General features: G+C 71.3%; 16 protein-coding genes. 4 read left to right on the forward strand and 12 right to left on the reverse strand.

Going from position 1 to position 14,985, the window contains the following annotated elements; translation table 11 throughout:
- Positions 1-9: 9 nt before the first annotated feature.
- The 3 genes from AVL62_RS08965 to AVL62_RS08975 are packed head-to-tail and all read left to right on the forward strand — an operon-like array spanning position 10 to position 2,814.
- Entirely contained in the window at positions 10-999 is a 990-nt protein-coding gene (locus AVL62_RS08965) for an ABC transporter permease (RefSeq protein WP_058891770.1), read from the forward strand.
- Positions 992-2,062, forward strand: a complete 1,071-nt coding sequence (locus AVL62_RS08970; protein WP_419177488.1) for an iron chelate uptake ABC transporter family permease subunit — start codon at positions 992-994, stop codon at positions 2,060-2,062. Before AVL62_RS08965 ends, AVL62_RS08970 begins: the two co-directional genes overlap by 8 nt.
- Positions 2,059-2,814: an ABC transporter ATP-binding protein gene (locus AVL62_RS08975; RefSeq protein ID WP_058891313.1), complete on the forward strand. Its 756-nt coding sequence runs from the start codon at positions 2,059-2,061 to the stop codon at positions 2,812-2,814. Before AVL62_RS08970 ends, AVL62_RS08975 begins: the two co-directional genes overlap by 4 nt.
- Here AVL62_RS08975 and AVL62_RS08980 read toward each other — a convergent pair.
- The 9 genes from AVL62_RS08980 to AVL62_RS09020 all read right to left on the reverse strand — a co-directional run bounded on the left by AVL62_RS08980 (position 2,808) and on the right by AVL62_RS09020 (position 10,181).
- Positions 2,808-3,245 carry an ATP-binding protein gene (locus AVL62_RS08980; protein ID WP_058891314.1) on the reverse strand — a complete coding sequence of 146 codons (438 nt, stop codon included), beginning with the start codon at positions 3,243-3,245 and terminating at the stop codon, positions 2,808-2,810. The two genes, AVL62_RS08975 and AVL62_RS08980, sit on opposite strands and share 7 nt — an antisense overlap.
- Positions 3,235-3,561 carry an STAS domain-containing protein gene (locus AVL62_RS08985; protein WP_083518898.1) on the reverse strand — a complete coding sequence of 109 codons (327 nt, stop codon included), beginning with the start codon at positions 3,559-3,561 and terminating at the stop codon, positions 3,235-3,237. Before AVL62_RS08985 ends, AVL62_RS08980 begins: the two co-directional genes overlap by 11 nt.
- Before the next feature lie 5 nt (positions 3,562-3,566).
- Entirely contained in the window at positions 3,567-5,552 is a 1,986-nt protein-coding gene (locus tag AVL62_RS08990) for a glycosyltransferase family 2 protein (protein WP_058891316.1), read from the reverse strand.
- The gene (locus AVL62_RS08995; RefSeq protein WP_058891317.1) at positions 5,552-6,208 is read right to left on the reverse strand and encodes a PP2C family protein-serine/threonine phosphatase; all 657 of its coding nucleotides are present in this window, start codon (positions 6,206-6,208) and stop codon (positions 5,552-5,554) included. The genes AVL62_RS08990 and AVL62_RS08995 overlap by 1 nt, the downstream gene beginning before the upstream one ends.
- Complete coding sequence (locus AVL62_RS09000) at positions 6,174-6,710, reverse strand: GAF domain-containing protein (protein WP_058891318.1); 537 nt, start codon at positions 6,708-6,710, stop codon at positions 6,174-6,176. Before AVL62_RS09000 ends, AVL62_RS08995 begins: the two co-directional genes overlap by 35 nt.
- Before the next feature lie 63 nt (positions 6,711-6,773).
- Complete coding sequence (locus tag AVL62_RS09005; protein ID WP_058891319.1) at positions 6,774-7,187, reverse strand: DUF2256 and DUF3253 domain-containing protein; 414 nt, start codon at positions 7,185-7,187, stop codon at positions 6,774-6,776.
- On the reverse strand, positions 7,184-8,017 hold the full coding sequence (locus AVL62_RS09010) for a carbohydrate ABC transporter permease (RefSeq protein WP_058891320.1): 834 nt from the start codon (positions 8,015-8,017) through the stop codon (positions 7,184-7,186). Before AVL62_RS09010 ends, AVL62_RS09005 begins: the two co-directional genes overlap by 4 nt.
- Positions 8,014-8,889, reverse strand: a complete 876-nt coding sequence (locus AVL62_RS09015) for a carbohydrate ABC transporter permease (RefSeq protein ID WP_058891321.1) — start codon at positions 8,887-8,889, stop codon at positions 8,014-8,016. The genes AVL62_RS09010 and AVL62_RS09015 overlap by 4 nt, the downstream gene beginning before the upstream one ends.
- Positions 8,886-10,181 carry an ABC transporter substrate-binding protein gene (locus AVL62_RS09020; protein WP_058891322.1) on the reverse strand — a complete coding sequence of 432 codons (1,296 nt, stop codon included), beginning with the start codon at positions 10,179-10,181 and terminating at the stop codon, positions 8,886-8,888. Before AVL62_RS09020 ends, AVL62_RS09015 begins: the two co-directional genes overlap by 4 nt.
- 183 nt (positions 10,182-10,364) lie before the next feature.
- Here AVL62_RS09020 and AVL62_RS09025 point away from each other — a divergent pair, with 183 nt between their 5' ends.
- Positions 10,365-11,210: an aldo/keto reductase gene (locus AVL62_RS09025; RefSeq protein ID WP_058891323.1), complete on the forward strand. Its 846-nt coding sequence runs from the start codon at positions 10,365-10,367 to the stop codon at positions 11,208-11,210.
- Here the strand turns inward: AVL62_RS09025 and AVL62_RS09030 are convergent.
- From AVL62_RS09030 to dxs, 3 genes are read right to left on the reverse strand one after another with little or no spacing between them, the layout of a single operon-like run.
- Positions 11,197-12,210 carry a phosphatase domain-containing protein gene (locus AVL62_RS09030; RefSeq protein WP_153011733.1) on the reverse strand — a complete coding sequence of 338 codons (1,014 nt, stop codon included), beginning with the start codon at positions 12,208-12,210 and terminating at the stop codon, positions 11,197-11,199. The two genes, AVL62_RS09025 and AVL62_RS09030, sit on opposite strands and share 14 nt — an antisense overlap.
- The gene (locus tag AVL62_RS17290; RefSeq protein WP_058891325.1) at positions 12,153-13,073 is read right to left on the reverse strand and encodes a diacylglycerol/lipid kinase family protein; all 921 of its coding nucleotides are present in this window, start codon (positions 13,071-13,073) and stop codon (positions 12,153-12,155) included. Before AVL62_RS17290 ends, AVL62_RS09030 begins: the two co-directional genes overlap by 58 nt.
- A gap of 14 nt (positions 13,074-13,087) precedes the next feature.
- On the reverse strand, positions 13,088-14,974 hold the full coding sequence (gene dxs, locus AVL62_RS09040; RefSeq protein ID WP_058891326.1) for a 1-deoxy-D-xylulose-5-phosphate synthase: 1,887 nt from the start codon (positions 14,972-14,974) through the stop codon (positions 13,088-13,090).
- Positions 14,975-14,985 lie beyond the last annotated feature (11 nt).

A 14,985-nucleotide genomic window follows, 5' to 3' on the forward strand; every position in this document is an offset into this window, starting at 1 on the left:
GGCCCCGCCCTGCCCACCGGCCCCGCCACACCGGGAGGTCGGGGCGCGGGCCGGAGGTCCTCGCCGTGGACGCTCCCGGTCGCGGTGCTGCTGACGGCCGGGCTGCTGCTCCTGTCGCTGTCGGTGGGGGTCTACGACATCACCGGCGGTGAGGACGGCTGGGCGATGTTCGGCATCACGCGCGTCCCCCGCACCATCTCGCTCGTGCTGGCCGGCGCCGCCATGTCGATGTGCGGGCTCGTCATGCAGCTCCTGACCCAGAACCGCTTCGTCGAGCCGACCACGACGGGCACGACCGAGTGGGCCGGGCTCGGCCTGCTGCTCGTGCTCATCCTCGTGCCGGGGGCCAGCCTGCTCGCCCGGATGGGCGGCGCGGTGCTCATGGCCTTCATCGGCACCATGGTGTTCTTCCTCTTCCTGCGCCGGGTCTCCCTGAAGTCCTCGCTCATCGTCCCCGTCGTCGGCATCATGATCGGTGCCGTCGTGGGTGCCGTCTCGACCTACCTGGCCATGTCCACCGACATGCTGCAGCAGATGGGCATCTGGTTCGCCGGCAGCTTCACCTCGGTGGTGCGAGGACGCTACGAGATGCTGTGGATCGTCCTGGCCGTCACGGTGCTGGTCTTCCTGCTCGCCGACCGGCTGACGGTCGCGGGCCTGGGCAAGGACATCGCGACCAACGTCGGGCTCGACTACGACCGGATCATCCTCATGGGGGTCGCGATGGTCTCGGTGGCGACGGGCGTCGTCACCGTGGTCATCGGCTCGCTGCCCTTCCTCGGTCTCATCGTCCCCAACGTCGTCTCCCTCATCCGCGGTGACGACCTGCGCAGCAACCTGCCCTGGGTCTGTCTTCTCGGCGTCTGGGTGGTGACGATCTGCGACATCATCGGGCGCACGATCATCATGCCCTTCGAGGTGCCGGTCTCGCTCATCCTCGGCGTCCTCGGCGCCTTCTTCTTCATCGCCCTGCTCGTCATCAGGCAGCGCCGTGGCTGAGACCCGCACCGCCGCACCCCGTCCCTCGGCGACCACGCCGCCACCGACCCCGGGTCGGGCGCCGCGACGCACCGGCCCCTTCGTGCGCGGCCGCGACCGGCTGCGGTATGCGGTCATCATGGTCGTGCTGGCCGTGCTCGCCGTGGGGTCCACGGCCGGGATCCTCGCCTACGACAACCCGATGCCGGTGGGCAGCGACGGTTTCTGGCGCATCGCCGAGCTGCGCGTCACGAGCATCGCGGTCATCCTCGTCGTCGCCTTCTGCCACGCCTTCGCCACGGTGAGCTTCCAGACCGCGACGAGCAACCGGATCATCACCCCCTCGATCATGGGTTTCGAGGCGCTCTACGTCGTGGTGCAGACCGGTGCCGTCTTCGTCTTCGGCGCCTCCGGCGTGGCCATGGTCACCGGCACCACGCAGTTCCTCCTGCAGGCGGCGCTCATGGTCATCGTGGCCACGATCCTCTACGGCTGGCTCCTCTCGGGGCGCTTCGGCAACATCCACGTCATGCTGCTCGTCGGGGTCATCCTCGGCGGCGGCCTGGGCGCCCTGTCGACCTTCATGCAGCGGCTGCTCACGCCGAGCGAGTTCGACATCCTCACCGCGCGGCTCTTCGGCAACATCGGCAACGCCGACGCGGACTACCTGCCCTACGCCATCCCGATCGCGCTGGCCGCCGGGGGCACGCTGTTCTGGCGGGCCCGGCGCCTCGACGTGCTCGCCCTCGGCCGGGACGCGACGACCAACCTCGGGCTCGACCACAAGCGCGAGGTCATCGTCGTCCTCGTCCTCGTCTCCCTGCTCATGGCGATGACCACCTCCCTGGTCGGGCCGATGACCTTCCTCGGCTTCCTCGTCGCCATGCTCACCTACCAGCTCGCCGACACCTACAGCCACCGGCTGCTGCTGCCCATGGCCTTCCTCCTGGGGTATGTCGTGCTGTCCGGTGCCTACTTCGTGCTGCGGCACGTCTTCTACGCGCAGGGCATGGTCACCATCATCATCGAGCTCATCGGTGGGCTGACCTTCCTCGTCTACATCATGCGAAAGGGCCGCCTGTGATCGAGCTCGTCGACGTCGCCAAGACCTACGGCACCGAGACCCGGATCGGGCCGGTGACGACGCAGATCCCCACCGGCGGGATCACCGCGCTCATCGGCCCCAACGGTGCCGGCAAGTCGACGGTGCTGACGATGATCGGCCGGCTGCTCGGGCTGGACGAGGGCCGGATCACCGTCGCCGGCCACGACGTGGTCCACACCCCCTCCAAGGCGATCGCGAAGATCCTGTCGATCCTGCGGCAGGAGAACCACTTCATCACCCGGCTCACGGTGCGCCAGCTCGTCGGGTTCGGGCGGTTCCCGCACAGCCACGGGCGGCTGACGCCGGAGTGCGAGCGGCACATCAGCGAGGCGATCGACTTCCTCAACCTCACCGGGCTCGAGCACCGCTACCTCGACGAGCTCTCCGGCGGGCAGCGGCAGCGGGCCTACGTGGCCATGGTGCTCGCCCAGGACACCGACTACGTGCTGCTGGACGAGCCCCTCAACAACCTCGACATGCAGCACTCGGTGCAGATGATGCGCCAGCTGCGCGCAGCGGCCGACGAGCTGGGCAGGACGATCGTCATCGTGCTGCACGACATCAACTTCGCGGCCCGCTATGCCGACCAGATCATGGCGATGAACGAGGGCCGGATCACCGAGTTCGGACCCCCCTCGCAGATCCTCACGGACGAGACCCTCACCCGGGTCTTCCACACCCCGGTCAAGGTCATCGAGGGCCCGGACGGGCCGCTGGCCGTGTACTACTGAGCCGGGTCCTCGCGGCGGTGCCGCACCATCGTCCAGGAGTTGATGCCCCCGGTGCGCTGGTAGTCGAGCTCGTCGAGGGCCACCGATGCCAGCGCCAGGCCCCGGCCACCCTCGGCGAGGGCGTCCTCGGGCATCGCCCACCGGCCGTCGGCCAGCTGGTCCTCCGCGACGGCGTACTCCTGCCCGTCGTCGGAGAGGACCGCGGCCAGCCGGTCCGGCAGCACCGCGAGGGTGAAGGACCAGGCGACGGTGCCCTGCGGACGTCCGTGCTCGACGACGTTGCCGGCGATCTCGATGACCGCGGTCTCGAAGAGCATGAGGTCGGTGGAGGAGACACCGTGGTGCTCCTCGGCGACCTGCTGCAGCAGGTCGTGCAGCTGGTCCAGGCTCTCCGGGACCGAGAGCCCCTCGAGGGCGTAGTCACCACTCACGACTGGCGTCCTCGACCGTGGGGAACGGACGCAGCACCCGGTGCAGGCTGGTCAGCGTCAGCACGGTCATGACCTGCTCGGAGACCGCAGCCAGCCGGAGGTCTCCCCCGGCCTGACGCGCCGTCTTCAGACCACCGACCAGGGCGCCCAGGCCGGAGGAGTCGACGAAGGTGGTCTCCCCCAGGTCGACGACGATCTGCGGCGACCCCTCGGCGACGGCCCGCGCGAGCACCTCGCGCAGCTGGGGGGCGGCGGTCATGTTCAGCCGGGGCGGGCCGGTCACCACGGCGCGGCGACCCTCGGTCCGGACCTCGATGGTGCTCACGTGATCTGCTCCTTGCTGTCGGGGGACGGGTCCAGGCTGTCCTCGTCCGCGCCGTCGGCGGGACGGTAGAGGGCGGCCTCGAAGATGACGCTGAGGATGAGGAGGTCGTAGGCCACCCAGAGGACGTTGACCCCGGTGCCGATCTCACTGCTCGCCGCACCGGTCCACAGGCGCACCAGCCCGGCGACGACCGCCACGGCCAGCACCGTGCAGGCGAGCAGCTGGGGCCACACCAACCGGATCGGGAAGCGGCTGAGCCCCTGCTGCCGGGTCTTGGGCGTCACGACGAACCCGAGCGGGCGCTTGCCGAACACGTTGGCCGCGGCCGTGAGGCAGGCACGGATCCACAACGGGAAGAGCGCCAGGCTGTACTGGTGGCCGCGCCAGGTCTTCACGCCGTACCCGACCACCATGAAGAGGATCTGGTTGGCCAGGAAGTAGGGCACGAAGCGGATGAGGAAGTCGAGCCCGAACGCCTCGACGGGCAGGACGCCGAAGCACAGGTAGAACACCGGGGCCGCCATGAAGACGACGGCGGCGAAGCCGGAGAGGTAGCTCCACATGGTGGCGAAGTACATGAGCCGCTGGCCGGCGGAGAGCCCCTTCTGGACGAGCGGGTTCTCCCGCAGCAGCACCTGCAGGGTGCCCTGGGCCCAGCGCAACCGCTGCTGCAGCATCGTGCCGAGGTCCTCGGGCGCGAGACCGGTGGCGAGGATCTCGTGGTGGTAGACCGAGCGCCACCCCTGGCTGTGCAGCCGCATGCACGTCGCCATGTCCTCGGTCACCGAGACGGTGGCCATCGGCATCAAGGGCTGCGCCTCGTCGGCGCGGTCCACGTCGACGGCGCGCAGGAGCTGGCGCACCGACTCGATCGCGGCCAACGGCGAGAGCTCGCGCTCGCTGAGCAGGGTCAGTGCCTCGTCGTCGACGAGCAGCACCCCTGTCTCCTCGTCCACGTCGATGGCGGGGGGCAGCTCGGCCAGGTCGGCCCGGGTCTGCTCCAGGTCGCTCTCCACCAGCCCGCGGGCCGCCCGGTCCGCGGCGCTCTGGAAGGCGTAGGTGACCTCGCCCACCGGTTCGCCGCGCCGCAGGGCGACGGAGGCCTGCTGGGCGGCGGTCCGCAGCTCGTCCACCGCGGCGACCGCGGCCGGACCGTGCTGGCGCGCCGATCGCGCGGCTCTGGCGAGGATCCGGCGTGAGGCGCCGAGGGCGTCGCGCACGCCCTCCTCGACCTCTCGCACATACCCCACGATGCCCAGCTGCATGAGGGCCTCGCGACGCAGGACGGCGTTGGAGCCGCAGAAGAAGGCGGCGTTCCAGCCGTCCTTGCCCTGCTGGATGGGCCCGTAGAACAACGGGGCTTGGCTGCCCAGGGGGTCGGAGTCGGTGACGTTCGTGAACCACTGGGGGGTCTGCACGAGGGCGACCTCGGGGTCACGGAACCAGCCGAGGGTGCTGTCCAGGATCTCCGGCGCGGGGATCTGGTCGGCGTCCAGGATGAGGAGGAACTCGCCCTCGGTGAGGAAGAGCGCGTTGTTGAGGTTCCCGGCCTTGGCGTGCCGGGGCCGGTCGGACCAGTCCTCGGTACGGGTGAGGTAGCCCACGCCCAGGCGGTCGGCCGCCTCCCGCATGTCGGGTCGGTCGCCGTCGTCGAGGATCCAGGTCTGGTGCGGGTGACGGATGCCCACGGCGGCCCGCGCGGTGGCGACCACCATCTCGACCGGCTCGTTGTAGGTGGTGATGAGCACGTCGACGGTGGCGTCCTCGGGCGGCTCGGGGGCTTCGCCCCGCCGCTTGAGCCGCCACACGGTGAGGCCGAACAGGTAGGAGTCCACGAGGGCGTAGGTCTCCGCCAGGACGAGCGGCACCGCGATCCACCAGTTCTCCCACCGGACCGAGTAGAGCCAGCGCCACCCGACGTAGGACGTGCCGAGCACCAGCGTCAGCACGACGAGCACGCGCACGAGGAGCTGGCGGCCCATCAGCGGTCCCTCCGGACGACGAGGGCCGTCACGTCGTCGGTCACCACGTGGTGGGCCGCTCGCGCCAGGATCTCGTCCACCAGGTCCTGCGCGGTGGCGCTGACCCCCGACAGCTCACGACCCGTCTCGACGGCGTCCCAGGGCTCGTCGAACAGGTCGAGGATCCCGTCGCTGACCACGGCGAGCGTCTCCCCGGGGGCCAGGACGTCCTCGTGGCTCTCCCAGGTGTCGTCGTCCACGGCCCCGATGGGCAGGTCCTCGGAGGTGAGCAGGCGCGCGCTCGAGGCGGTCGCGTCGATGATGACCGCCAGCCCGTGCCCGGCGTCGACGTACTCCAGCGCCCCGGTCTCCGGGGTCAACCGGGCGGCGAATATCGTGACGAAGGCGCCGGTCTCGTTCAGGTCGTCGGCCATGCTCGCGGCCACCCGTCGCAGGGCCTGGGCCAGCGTGTTGTAGCGCGAGGCACCCCGGAGGACCGCTCGCAGCCCGGCCGCGAGGATGGCGGCGGTCAACCCCTTGCCCATGACATCGGCCAGCACCACCTGGAAACCATCGGGCAGCTCGTGCCAGTCGTAGAAGTCACCGCTCACCGAGCGTGCGGGGGCGCCGCCGCCCGCGACGTCATAGCCCTCCAGCCCGAGCGGACGACGCGGCACCAGCCGACGCTGGACCCTGCTCGGCCTCGAGCCGGTCGTCGGAGCGGACGAGCTCCTCCTCGACCCAGCTCGCCAGGTCGGCCAGCAGCCGCTGCTGGGTGGCGTCGAACTGGCGGGCCTGCGGCCCGGCGAGGCACAGGGAGCCGACCGCCTGGCCGCCGGGAGCGCGCAGCGGGTGGCCGGCGTAGAAGCGCACGTGCGGGTCACCGGCCACGAGGGCGGTGTGCCGGAACCTCGCGTCCAGCATGACGTCGGGGACCACGAGGGTCTCCGCCTGCCGGATGGTGTGCGCGCAGAACGAGTCGGCGAGGGGCACCGAGCCGCAGTCCATGCCCAGCGCGGCGATGGTGTGCTGGGCCTGGGCGTCGACCATGTTGACGGCCACGACCGGGACGTCGAAGAGCTGCTGGGCCAGCCGGATCACCCGGTCGAAACGCCCCTCCGTGGGTGCGTCGAGGACGTCCAGGCGCTGCAACGCCCCCACCCGGTCGTCCTCGGTCACCAGAGTCGATCCCTCCGCATCCACGCGCTGACCTGTCCTTTCCGCGTTCCCGACGATGCGGTGTCAGACTAGCCGGTAACCACCGCGCGAGGCGCGACGGATGCGGATGGGCCCGCGAGCCGCCGACGGGTCCACGACCCGACCCTGCTGGACCATCTCGATCTCCCCGGCGGCCACGAGCCGGCGGGCAGCACGGCGGGCCGGCTCCATGAGGTCGCGCCACTCCTCGAGCCCACGGTCCCGGGCCACCTGACGCGCCGCCTCCGAGGGGCAGATGGTGGCGTCCCGTGCCCGCTGGTCGAGCAGCGCGCCGATGGCGTCCTCGAGCTCGTGGTCGACCTCACCCACCCCCCGGCGCCGGCAGGCGGCGGAGCAGTAGCGCACCTGGTCCCAGTCCCGCTCCCACTTCTTGCGCCAGGTGATCGTCCGGCCGCAGGACACGCAGGTCTTGTCCACCGGGTGGGCGCCCCCGCTCATCGCAGCCCGCTGCGGGAGAAGCCCTGGACGAACCAGCGCTGGGCCAGGAGGAAGACCAGCACCATCGGCGCGACGGTGATGAGGGCGAAGGCCATGGTCGCGCCGTAGTCCGGGCCGAACTGGCCCTGCAGGAAGAGCAGCCCCACCGGCAGGGTGTAGAGCGCGTTCTCCCGCAGCGCGATGAGCGGCCAGGCGAAGTCGTTCCACACCTGCAGCATGCTCATGAAGAAGAGCACCGCGATGAGCGGCCGCGACAGCGGCAGCACGATGCGCCAGAAGATCTGCAGGTGCGTCGCGCCGTCGATCCGGGCCGCCTCGATGAGCTCGCGCGGGATGGTGAGGATGAACTGCCGGGCGAGGAAGACCCCGAAGGCCGAGGCCGCCGTCGGCAGGATCACCGCCCAGTAGCTGCCGTAGAGGCCGAGGTCGGTGACGAGCCGGAACAGCCCGACCATGATGACCTGCACCGGCAGCATGAGCGTGGACAGCGCGACCAGCAGCAGCACCCCCGAGCCGGGGAAGCGCAGGTGGGCGAAGGCATACCCGGCGAGCAGGTTGACGAGCACGATGATGACCGAGGTCACCAGGGCGATCGCCACCGAGTTGCCGAACCAGGTGAGCACCGGGAAGGAGTCGAGGACCCGCCGGAAGTTGTCCAGCGTGGCCTGCTCCGGCCACAGCCGCAGCCCTCCCCCGGACAGCGAGGACCGGGTGGAGAAGGCGACGACCACCATCCAGTAGAGCGGGAAGAGGATGACCGCCGCGGCCAGCAGGGCGCCCAGCAGGCGCAGCCCTGCAGCTGTCCGGCGACGGGTGACAGGGGTGCTCACTCGGTCTCCTCCCGCCGGCGCTGCGCGCGCCACCGCAGCGCGGTCACCGCGAGGGTGACGGCGAGCAGCACGACGCCGATGGCCGCGGCATACCCCTGGTCCCGGGTGACGAACCCGGTGTCGTAGGCGTAGGTGACCAGCACGGTCGTGGCCCGCTCCGGTCCTCCACCGGTCATGACGAAGACGATGTCGAAGACCTGGAAGGAGTAGATGATGTTGAGGATGACCAGGAAGAACGACTGGTTGCTCAGCTGGGGCACGGTGACGTGGCGCAGCCGCTGCCAGGCGTTGGCGCCGTCCAGCCGCGCCGCCTCGTAGAGCTCGGTCGCCACCCCCTGCAGCCCCGCCAGGTAGATGAGCATGTTGAAGCCCACCCGCCACCACAGGGTCATGATGACCACGGAGGCGAACGCGGCCGGCCCGTGCGTCTGCCAGTCCACCTGCGGGAGGCCCAGGGCCCGGGCCACCTCGGTGAGGAAGCCGCTGTTCTCGTCGAAGATGAGCACGCCCATGAGCGCGGTCGCGACCCCGGAGATCGCCATCGGCAGGATGAGCACCGAGCGCAGGGCGCCGCGCGCCGGGAGCGCGGAGTCCAGCAGCAGGGCCAGCCCGAGGCCGATCGCCATCGCGGCCGGGGTCACGAGCACGGTGTAGAGCGCGGTGTTGAGGGTGGCCCGCCAGAAGACGGGGTCCTGCGCGAGGCGCCGGTAGTTGTCCAGGCCGACGAAGGTCCCCTCGCCGAAGCCGTTGGTCTCCTGCAGGCTGATGACCATCGCGCCACCCAGCGGCAGCAGCACGAAGACCCCGAGCAGCAGCAGCGTGGGCGCGGCGAAGGCGTAGCCCGCCCACGCCTCGCGGACGCGCGCCGTCACTGCGTCGCAGCCTCGATGCCGTCGGAGAGCGTGGCGAGGGTCGTCTCCACGTCGGCGTCGCCGAGGAAGCTCGCCTCCAGACCGTCCTGCAGCACGGTGATGATCGAGGACATGTCCGGGGAGGCGACCTGCCCCGAGTCCTGCGGCAGCACCGCGCTGGACTGCTGCAGGAAGACCTGCGACAGCTCGGGACGCACCTCGAACTCGATGCCCTCCTCCACGAGGTCGGCCCGGGTGGGCAGCAGGGAGGAACCGGCGCAGAACTCGCGCATCTGCTCGGCCTCGGTGACGAACTCCAGGAACCGGGCGACCAGCTCCGGCTGCTCGGTCTGCGCCGTGGCCACGAGGGCGTTGCCGCCGAAGTCGCCGGCCGAGCGCTCGTTGCGGGGCGGGAAGGTGGCCGCCCACTCCCGCTCGTAGGTCGCCTCCGCGTCGGGGACGAGGAAGGCCCCGGCGAAGACCATGGGGACGGTACCGGCGAACCAGCTGTCCGCGGCATACGTCGAGGAGCTGATGGAGTTGTTGCGCGGCACCAGGTTGTCCCGGAAGAAGCTGGTGGTGAACTCCACGGCCGCGGCCCCGGCGTCGGAGTTGATCGCCGGCGTCACGAGGTCCTCCTCGAGGAAGCGTCCGTCGGCCTCGAAGAGCCAGCTCAGCCACCGGGTCACCCCGTTGCCCTGCCAGTTGTAGGCGAAGGGCGACTGGTCCGAGGGCAGGGACTCCTGGAGCCGGCGCGCGACGTCGGCGAACTCCTCCCAGGTCCAGGCCTCCTCCAGCGTCTGCGGCACCGAGTCGATGCCGGCGTCGGCGAGCGCCTGCACGTCGTAGAGGATGACCGAGGTGTCGGTGTGGTGGGGCACGCCGTAGGGCGAGCCGCCGTTCTGCACCGCGGCCCAGGCCTGGGGGGTGAACCGGTCGGCGAACCCGTCGCTCAGGTGCGGGGTGAGGTCCAGGAGCTGGTCGCGCCCGGCATAGCTGCCGAAGGTGTAGTAGGGCACCCGGAACACGTCCGGCGGGTTCCCGGCCTGCAGCTGGGCGTCGATGTTGGTGAACATCTGCTCGTAGGGCACGGCGTTGAGCTCGACGCTGGCCCCGTCGTTGGCGGCCTCGAAGGCCGAGATGGCCGACCGCAGGGCCGCGAGCTCGGCGTCGGTGCCCCAGGTGGTGAAGGTGAGCGAGCCCTCGGTCGAGGCCGAGCCGGACCCGGTCGAGAAGCCGGCACAGCCACCGAGGGCCGCGGGGGTCGCCGCCGCGCCCAGGGCAGCGAGGAACGAGCGTCGGGACAGTCGCATGGTGACTCCGTGGGTGAGGAGGAACGGTGACGGGTCGCCGTGCGGGGATCGGCTGCGCTGAGCCTAACCTCGAGGTGCGCGCCCCGTCCTGTTCGGCCGTCCTGCTCCGGAGGGCGGTGGGCGCGGCCACCTGGCGGGCACGCCACCGGGAATTCTGTGCCAGGGTCCGTCGCTGGAGCGGGTATGACTGTTCCGACACTCAAGCTTCACGACGGCACGACCATCCCCCAGCTCGGTTTCGGGGTCTTCCAGATCCCGCCGAAGGACACCAAGCAGGCGGTGCTGCAGGCGTTCGAGTTCGGCTACCGCCACATCGACACCGCGCAGATGTACCAGAACGAGGCGGGTGTCGGAGAGGCGATCGCCGAGTCCGGGCTGTCGCGCGACGAGATCTACGTCACCACCAAGCTCAACAACGGGTTCCACCGTCCCGAGGACGCCCGTCGCTCGCTGGACGAGTCGCTGGACCGCCTCGGCCTGGACCAGGTCGACCTGTTCCTCATCCACTGGCCGCTGCCCACGCGCTACGACGGTGACTACGTCTCCACGTGGGAGACCATGCTCGAGCTGCAGCGGGCCGGCAAGACCCGCTCGGCCGGCGTCTCCAACTTCGAGCCCGACCACCTCGAGCGCATCGTCGAGGCCACCGGCAGCGCTCCGGTGGTGAACCAGATCGAGGTGCACCCCTACTTCGCCAACGAGGCGGCCCGGAAGGCCACGCACGAGCACGGCGGGCTGGTCGAGGCCTGGTCGCCCATCGCCCAGGGCGCCGTCCTGGACGACGCGGTCCTGCTCGGGATCGCCGAGGCCCACGGGCGCACCCCGGCCCAGGTCGCGCTCCGGTGGCACCTCCAGCGCGGCGACATCATCTTCCCCAAGTCCGTGACGCCGGGCCGGATGCAGCAGAATTTTGAGATCTTCGACTTCGAGCTGACCGAGGACCAGATGAGCGCCGTCGACGGGCTGGACAAGGGCGAGGACGGCCGCCGCGGCCCGCACCCCGACGAGATGGACGTCATCCCCGACTGACGGACTCCAGGGTCGCCAGGTCCGCCTCCAGCAGGGCGGCGACCCGGACGGACTGCTCCTGCGCGAGCTCCAGGGCCCCGAGCTCGGTCTGCACCGCCTGCGCGACGGTGCGGCCCTGCTCGGGGCTCAGCAGTCCCAGCCGCACCGCGTGCGCCGCGGCCCCGGCATAGGTGTCGAAGACGTGGACCCGCCGCTGCGCCCAGGCGTCGCGTGCCGCCGCGTCGAGGCCGGTGACGTCGTGCAGCAGCGTCCCGACGACGTGGTCGTGGGGTCGGACGGCCATCTCGGCGCCCACGTCGCCGTCGGCCTGACCGCTGTCACCGATGAACACCATGCGGCACTCGGGGAAGAGCAGGTGGTCGCGCTCCATGTTCTGGAGCTTGCGCTCGGCGATGGCGTTCTTGGTGTGCAGGTTGAGCAGCGACCCCCCGAGCACCGTGTGGGTCGGCATGCCGAGCTCGGAGAGGTCGTCCCGGGTGTACTGCTCGACGAGCCCGAGCGGACCACCCGGGCGAGCGGTGACGAAGGTGAGGTCGCCCACCCGTCCCGGGTCGGCGGTCGCGCCCCTGTCCAGCTCGGTGAGCAGCGCGACCACGCCGGGGTAGACGGTGCCGCGCGGGAAGCGCTCGTCGTGGATGGCGCTCTTGACGGTGTCGTCGATGTCGCACAGCACCCGCAGGTCGGAGGCGGGCTGGTCGCTCGCCTGCGCGGCGATGTGCTCCAGCAGGGTGTCCTGCAGGTCCTCGTCGAGGTGGTCGAAGACCAGGTGCTCCAGGTCGTGGTGGTCCCCGGTGGCGTTGAGTCGGTACTTCAGGTCGTGGAAGGCGGCCCCCTCCAGGGCCGTCATCGTGTCGACGATGGCCTCCTGGTCCTCGCGCGTCACCCGTCCCCGGTGCAACGGTCCGATGAGCCGGGCCAGCAGCTCGGTCGGCACGCTGGCGCTCACCGGTTCCCTCCCGGCGTCGCCACCCTCACGGCCGCCGGCAGGAGCTCGATCCATACCCGCACCATATCCGGGAGCACGTCCCCGTCGACCTGCACCGGGCCGGGCGTCGGCAGCTCGACCACCACGGACGTGCCGGTGCGGTAGCTCAGCGCGGGGTGCGCCCGCCGTCGGAGCCCCAGCCCGGTGGCCCCGATCGACGTCCAGTCCCGCACCCGCCGCGGGCTCACCACGGCGAGGTGCAGCAGGCCGTCGTCCAGGAGCGCCCCCCGGCCCGGCACCAGGCGCGCGCCGAGCGGGAGCCGGCCACCGTTGACGGCGAGCACGCTCCAGGCGGTCTCGGCCCGCTCCTCGGTGTCGTCGAGCCGGACCCGCACCGGCATCCCCGGACTGCCCAGTCGCCGCAGGCCCGGGGTGACGTAGGCCCACCACCCCGTCCGGGCCTTGGCCGTGGGCGACAGGCCGGCGAGGATCTCGGCGTCGTGGCCGACCCCGACCACGACGAGGAAGGACAGGGTGCGCACCGAGCCGTCCGCGCGCCGGAGCTCCACCCGACCGAGGTCGACCTCGCGCCCGCGCCCGGACACCGCGAGCCGCGCCGCCGCCCGCGGGCTGCGGAGCGGCAGGCCGAGGTTGCGGGCGGCCAGGTCGGCGGTGCCGATCGGCACGATGCCCAGGGTCGCGCGCGTCCCGACGACGCCGGCGACCTCGCGGACGGTGCCGTCCCCCCCGGCCACGACGACGCGGGAGCACCCGGCGTCCACGGCCTCGCGGGCCTGCGCCGCGCCGGGCTCCTCCGGGGTGGTGAGCAGCACCAGGGGTGGCGGGGCGCCCGCCTCGCGGCACGCCTCCTCGACCGCCCGGCGCGCGGCGTCGGCGGCGCGCGCGGCCGGGTTGAGGACCAGCGCGACCGAGCCCACGGCCCGGGGGCCTCTCAGACCAGCCGGGCCGACAGCGACGTCGCCACGGCGTCGGGCGTCAGGCCGATCCGCTCCAGCACCTGGTCGCGCGAGCCGTGGTCCAGGAACTCCTGGGGTATGCCGTACCCGTGCACCGGGACGTCGACACCGGCGTCGTCGAAGGCCCGCGAGACGGCGCTGGCGATGCCGCCACCGACGATGTTGTCCTCGATGACCGCGACCCGGCCCGCCCCCCGGGCCAGCTCCAGCAGGTCCGGGCTGACCGGCAGCACCCAGCGCGGGTCGACCACCATGACGCGGCGACCCTCGGCGTGCAGCTTGTCGGCGACCTGAAGGGCGGTGGCGGCCATCGACCCGACCCCGACGAGCAGCAGCTCGGGCGCCTCGTCGGCCGTCGACCCCTCGGCCGGGACGTCGCGCAGGACGTCGAGGGTGCCGACCCGGCGGACCGCCTCGATCGGGGGCCCCACGCTGCCCTTGGGGAAGCGCACCACCGACGGGCCGTCGTCGATGTCGACCGACTCGCGCAGCGCGAGCGCGACCTGCTGGCCGTCGCGGGGCGCGGCCACCCGCACCCCGGGGACGATCCCCACGAGGGTGAGGTCCCACATACCGTTGTGGCTGGCGCCGTCGGATCCGGTGATCCCCGCCCGGTCGAGGACGAAGGTGACCCCCTGGCGGTGCAGCGCGCAGTCCATGAGCAGCTGGTCGAAGGCCCGGTTGAGGAAGGTCGCGTAGATGCAGACGACGGGATGCATCCCCGTGAACGAGAGCCCGGAGGCCATCGCCACCGCGTGCTGCTCGGCGATGCCCACGTCGAAGACCCGGTCGGGGAAACGCTCGGCGAAGGGCTGCAGCCCGACCGGGATGAGCATCGCGGCGGTGAGCGCCACGATGTCGTCACGCTCCCGGCCCAGCCGCACCAGCTCGTCGCTGAACTCGTCGGTCCAGGACCGCCCCGAGACCTCCAGCGGCAGCCCCGTCTCGGGGTTGATCTTGCCCACGGCGTGGAAGCGGTCGGCCTCGTCGGCGGTGGCCGGGTCATAGCCGTGGCCCTTCTCGGTGAGCACGTGCACGAGGACGACACCGCCGAAGTCGTGCGCCCGGCGCAGCGCGGTCTCCATCGCCTCGACGTCGTGGCCGTCGACCGGGCCGAGGTACTTCAGGCCCAGGTCCTCGAACATCCCCTGCGGGCTGACGATGTCCTTGAGGCCCTTCTTCATGCCGTGCAGCGTGTCGTAGACCTGGCGGCCGACCATGGGCGTGCGGGACAGCTGACGCTTGCCCCAGGACAGGACGTGCTCGTACTCCTGGGTCGCCCGCAACGAGGCGAGGTAGTCGGCCATCCCCCCGCGGGTCGGCGCGTAGGACCGCTCGTTGTCGTTGATGACGATGATGAGCGGCAGGTCGGGCTGGTCGGCGATGTTGTTGAGCGCCTCCCAGACCATGCCCCCGGTCAGCGCGCCGTCGCCGATGACGGCCACCGTGTGCCGGTCGGTCTCGCCGCGCAGCTTGCGGCCGGTGGCGATGCCGATAGCCCAGGACAGCGAGGAGCTGGCGTGGCTGTTCTCCACGACGTCGTGGTCGGACTCGGCGCGGCTGGGGTAGCCCGAGAGGCCCCCCTGCTTGCGCAGCGTCGAGAAGTCGTGCCGCCCGGTGAGCAGCTTGTGGACGTAGGAGATGTGCCCGGTGTCGAACAGCAACGTGTCGCGCGGGGAGTCGAACACCCGGTGCAGCGCGAGCGACAGCTCGACCACCCCGAGGTTGGGCCCGAGGTGACCGCCGGTCTGGGAGACCGAGGAGATGAGGTATGCGCGGATCTCCTCCGCGAGCGACACCACCTGACCTTGCGTCAGCCCCTTGAGGTCGGACGGTCCGGTGATCGTGCGCATGAGGGCCACAGGACTCCTCC

Origin of the sequence: Serinicoccus chungangensis, assembly GCF_001483745.1 — a bacterium.
Classification (GTDB): domain Bacteria; phylum Actinomycetota; class Actinomycetes; order Actinomycetales; family Dermatophilaceae; genus Ornithinicoccus; species Ornithinicoccus chungangensis_A.

Excerpts from the sequence above, each read along its gene's own strand:
- AVL62_RS08990 (WP_058891316.1), bottom strand. The coding sequence starts at position 5,552 with ATGGGCCGCCAGCTCCTCGTGCGCGTGCTCGTCGTGCTGACGCTGGTG.
- AVL62_RS09005 (WP_058891319.1), bottom strand. The coding sequence starts at position 7,187 with ATGAGCGGGGGCGCCCACCCGGTGGACAAGACCTGCGTGTCCTGCGGC.
- AVL62_RS09020 (WP_058891322.1), bottom strand. The coding sequence starts at position 10,181 with ATGCGACTGTCCCGACGCTCGTTCCTCGCTGCCCTGGGCGCGGCGGCG.
- AVL62_RS09025 (WP_058891323.1), top strand. The coding sequence starts at position 10,365 with ATGACTGTTCCGACACTCAAGCTTCACGACGGCACGACCATCCCCCAG.
- AVL62_RS09030 (WP_153011733.1), bottom strand. The coding sequence starts at position 12,210 with ATGGATCGAGCTCCTGCCGGCGGCCGTGAGGGTGGCGACGCCGGGAGG.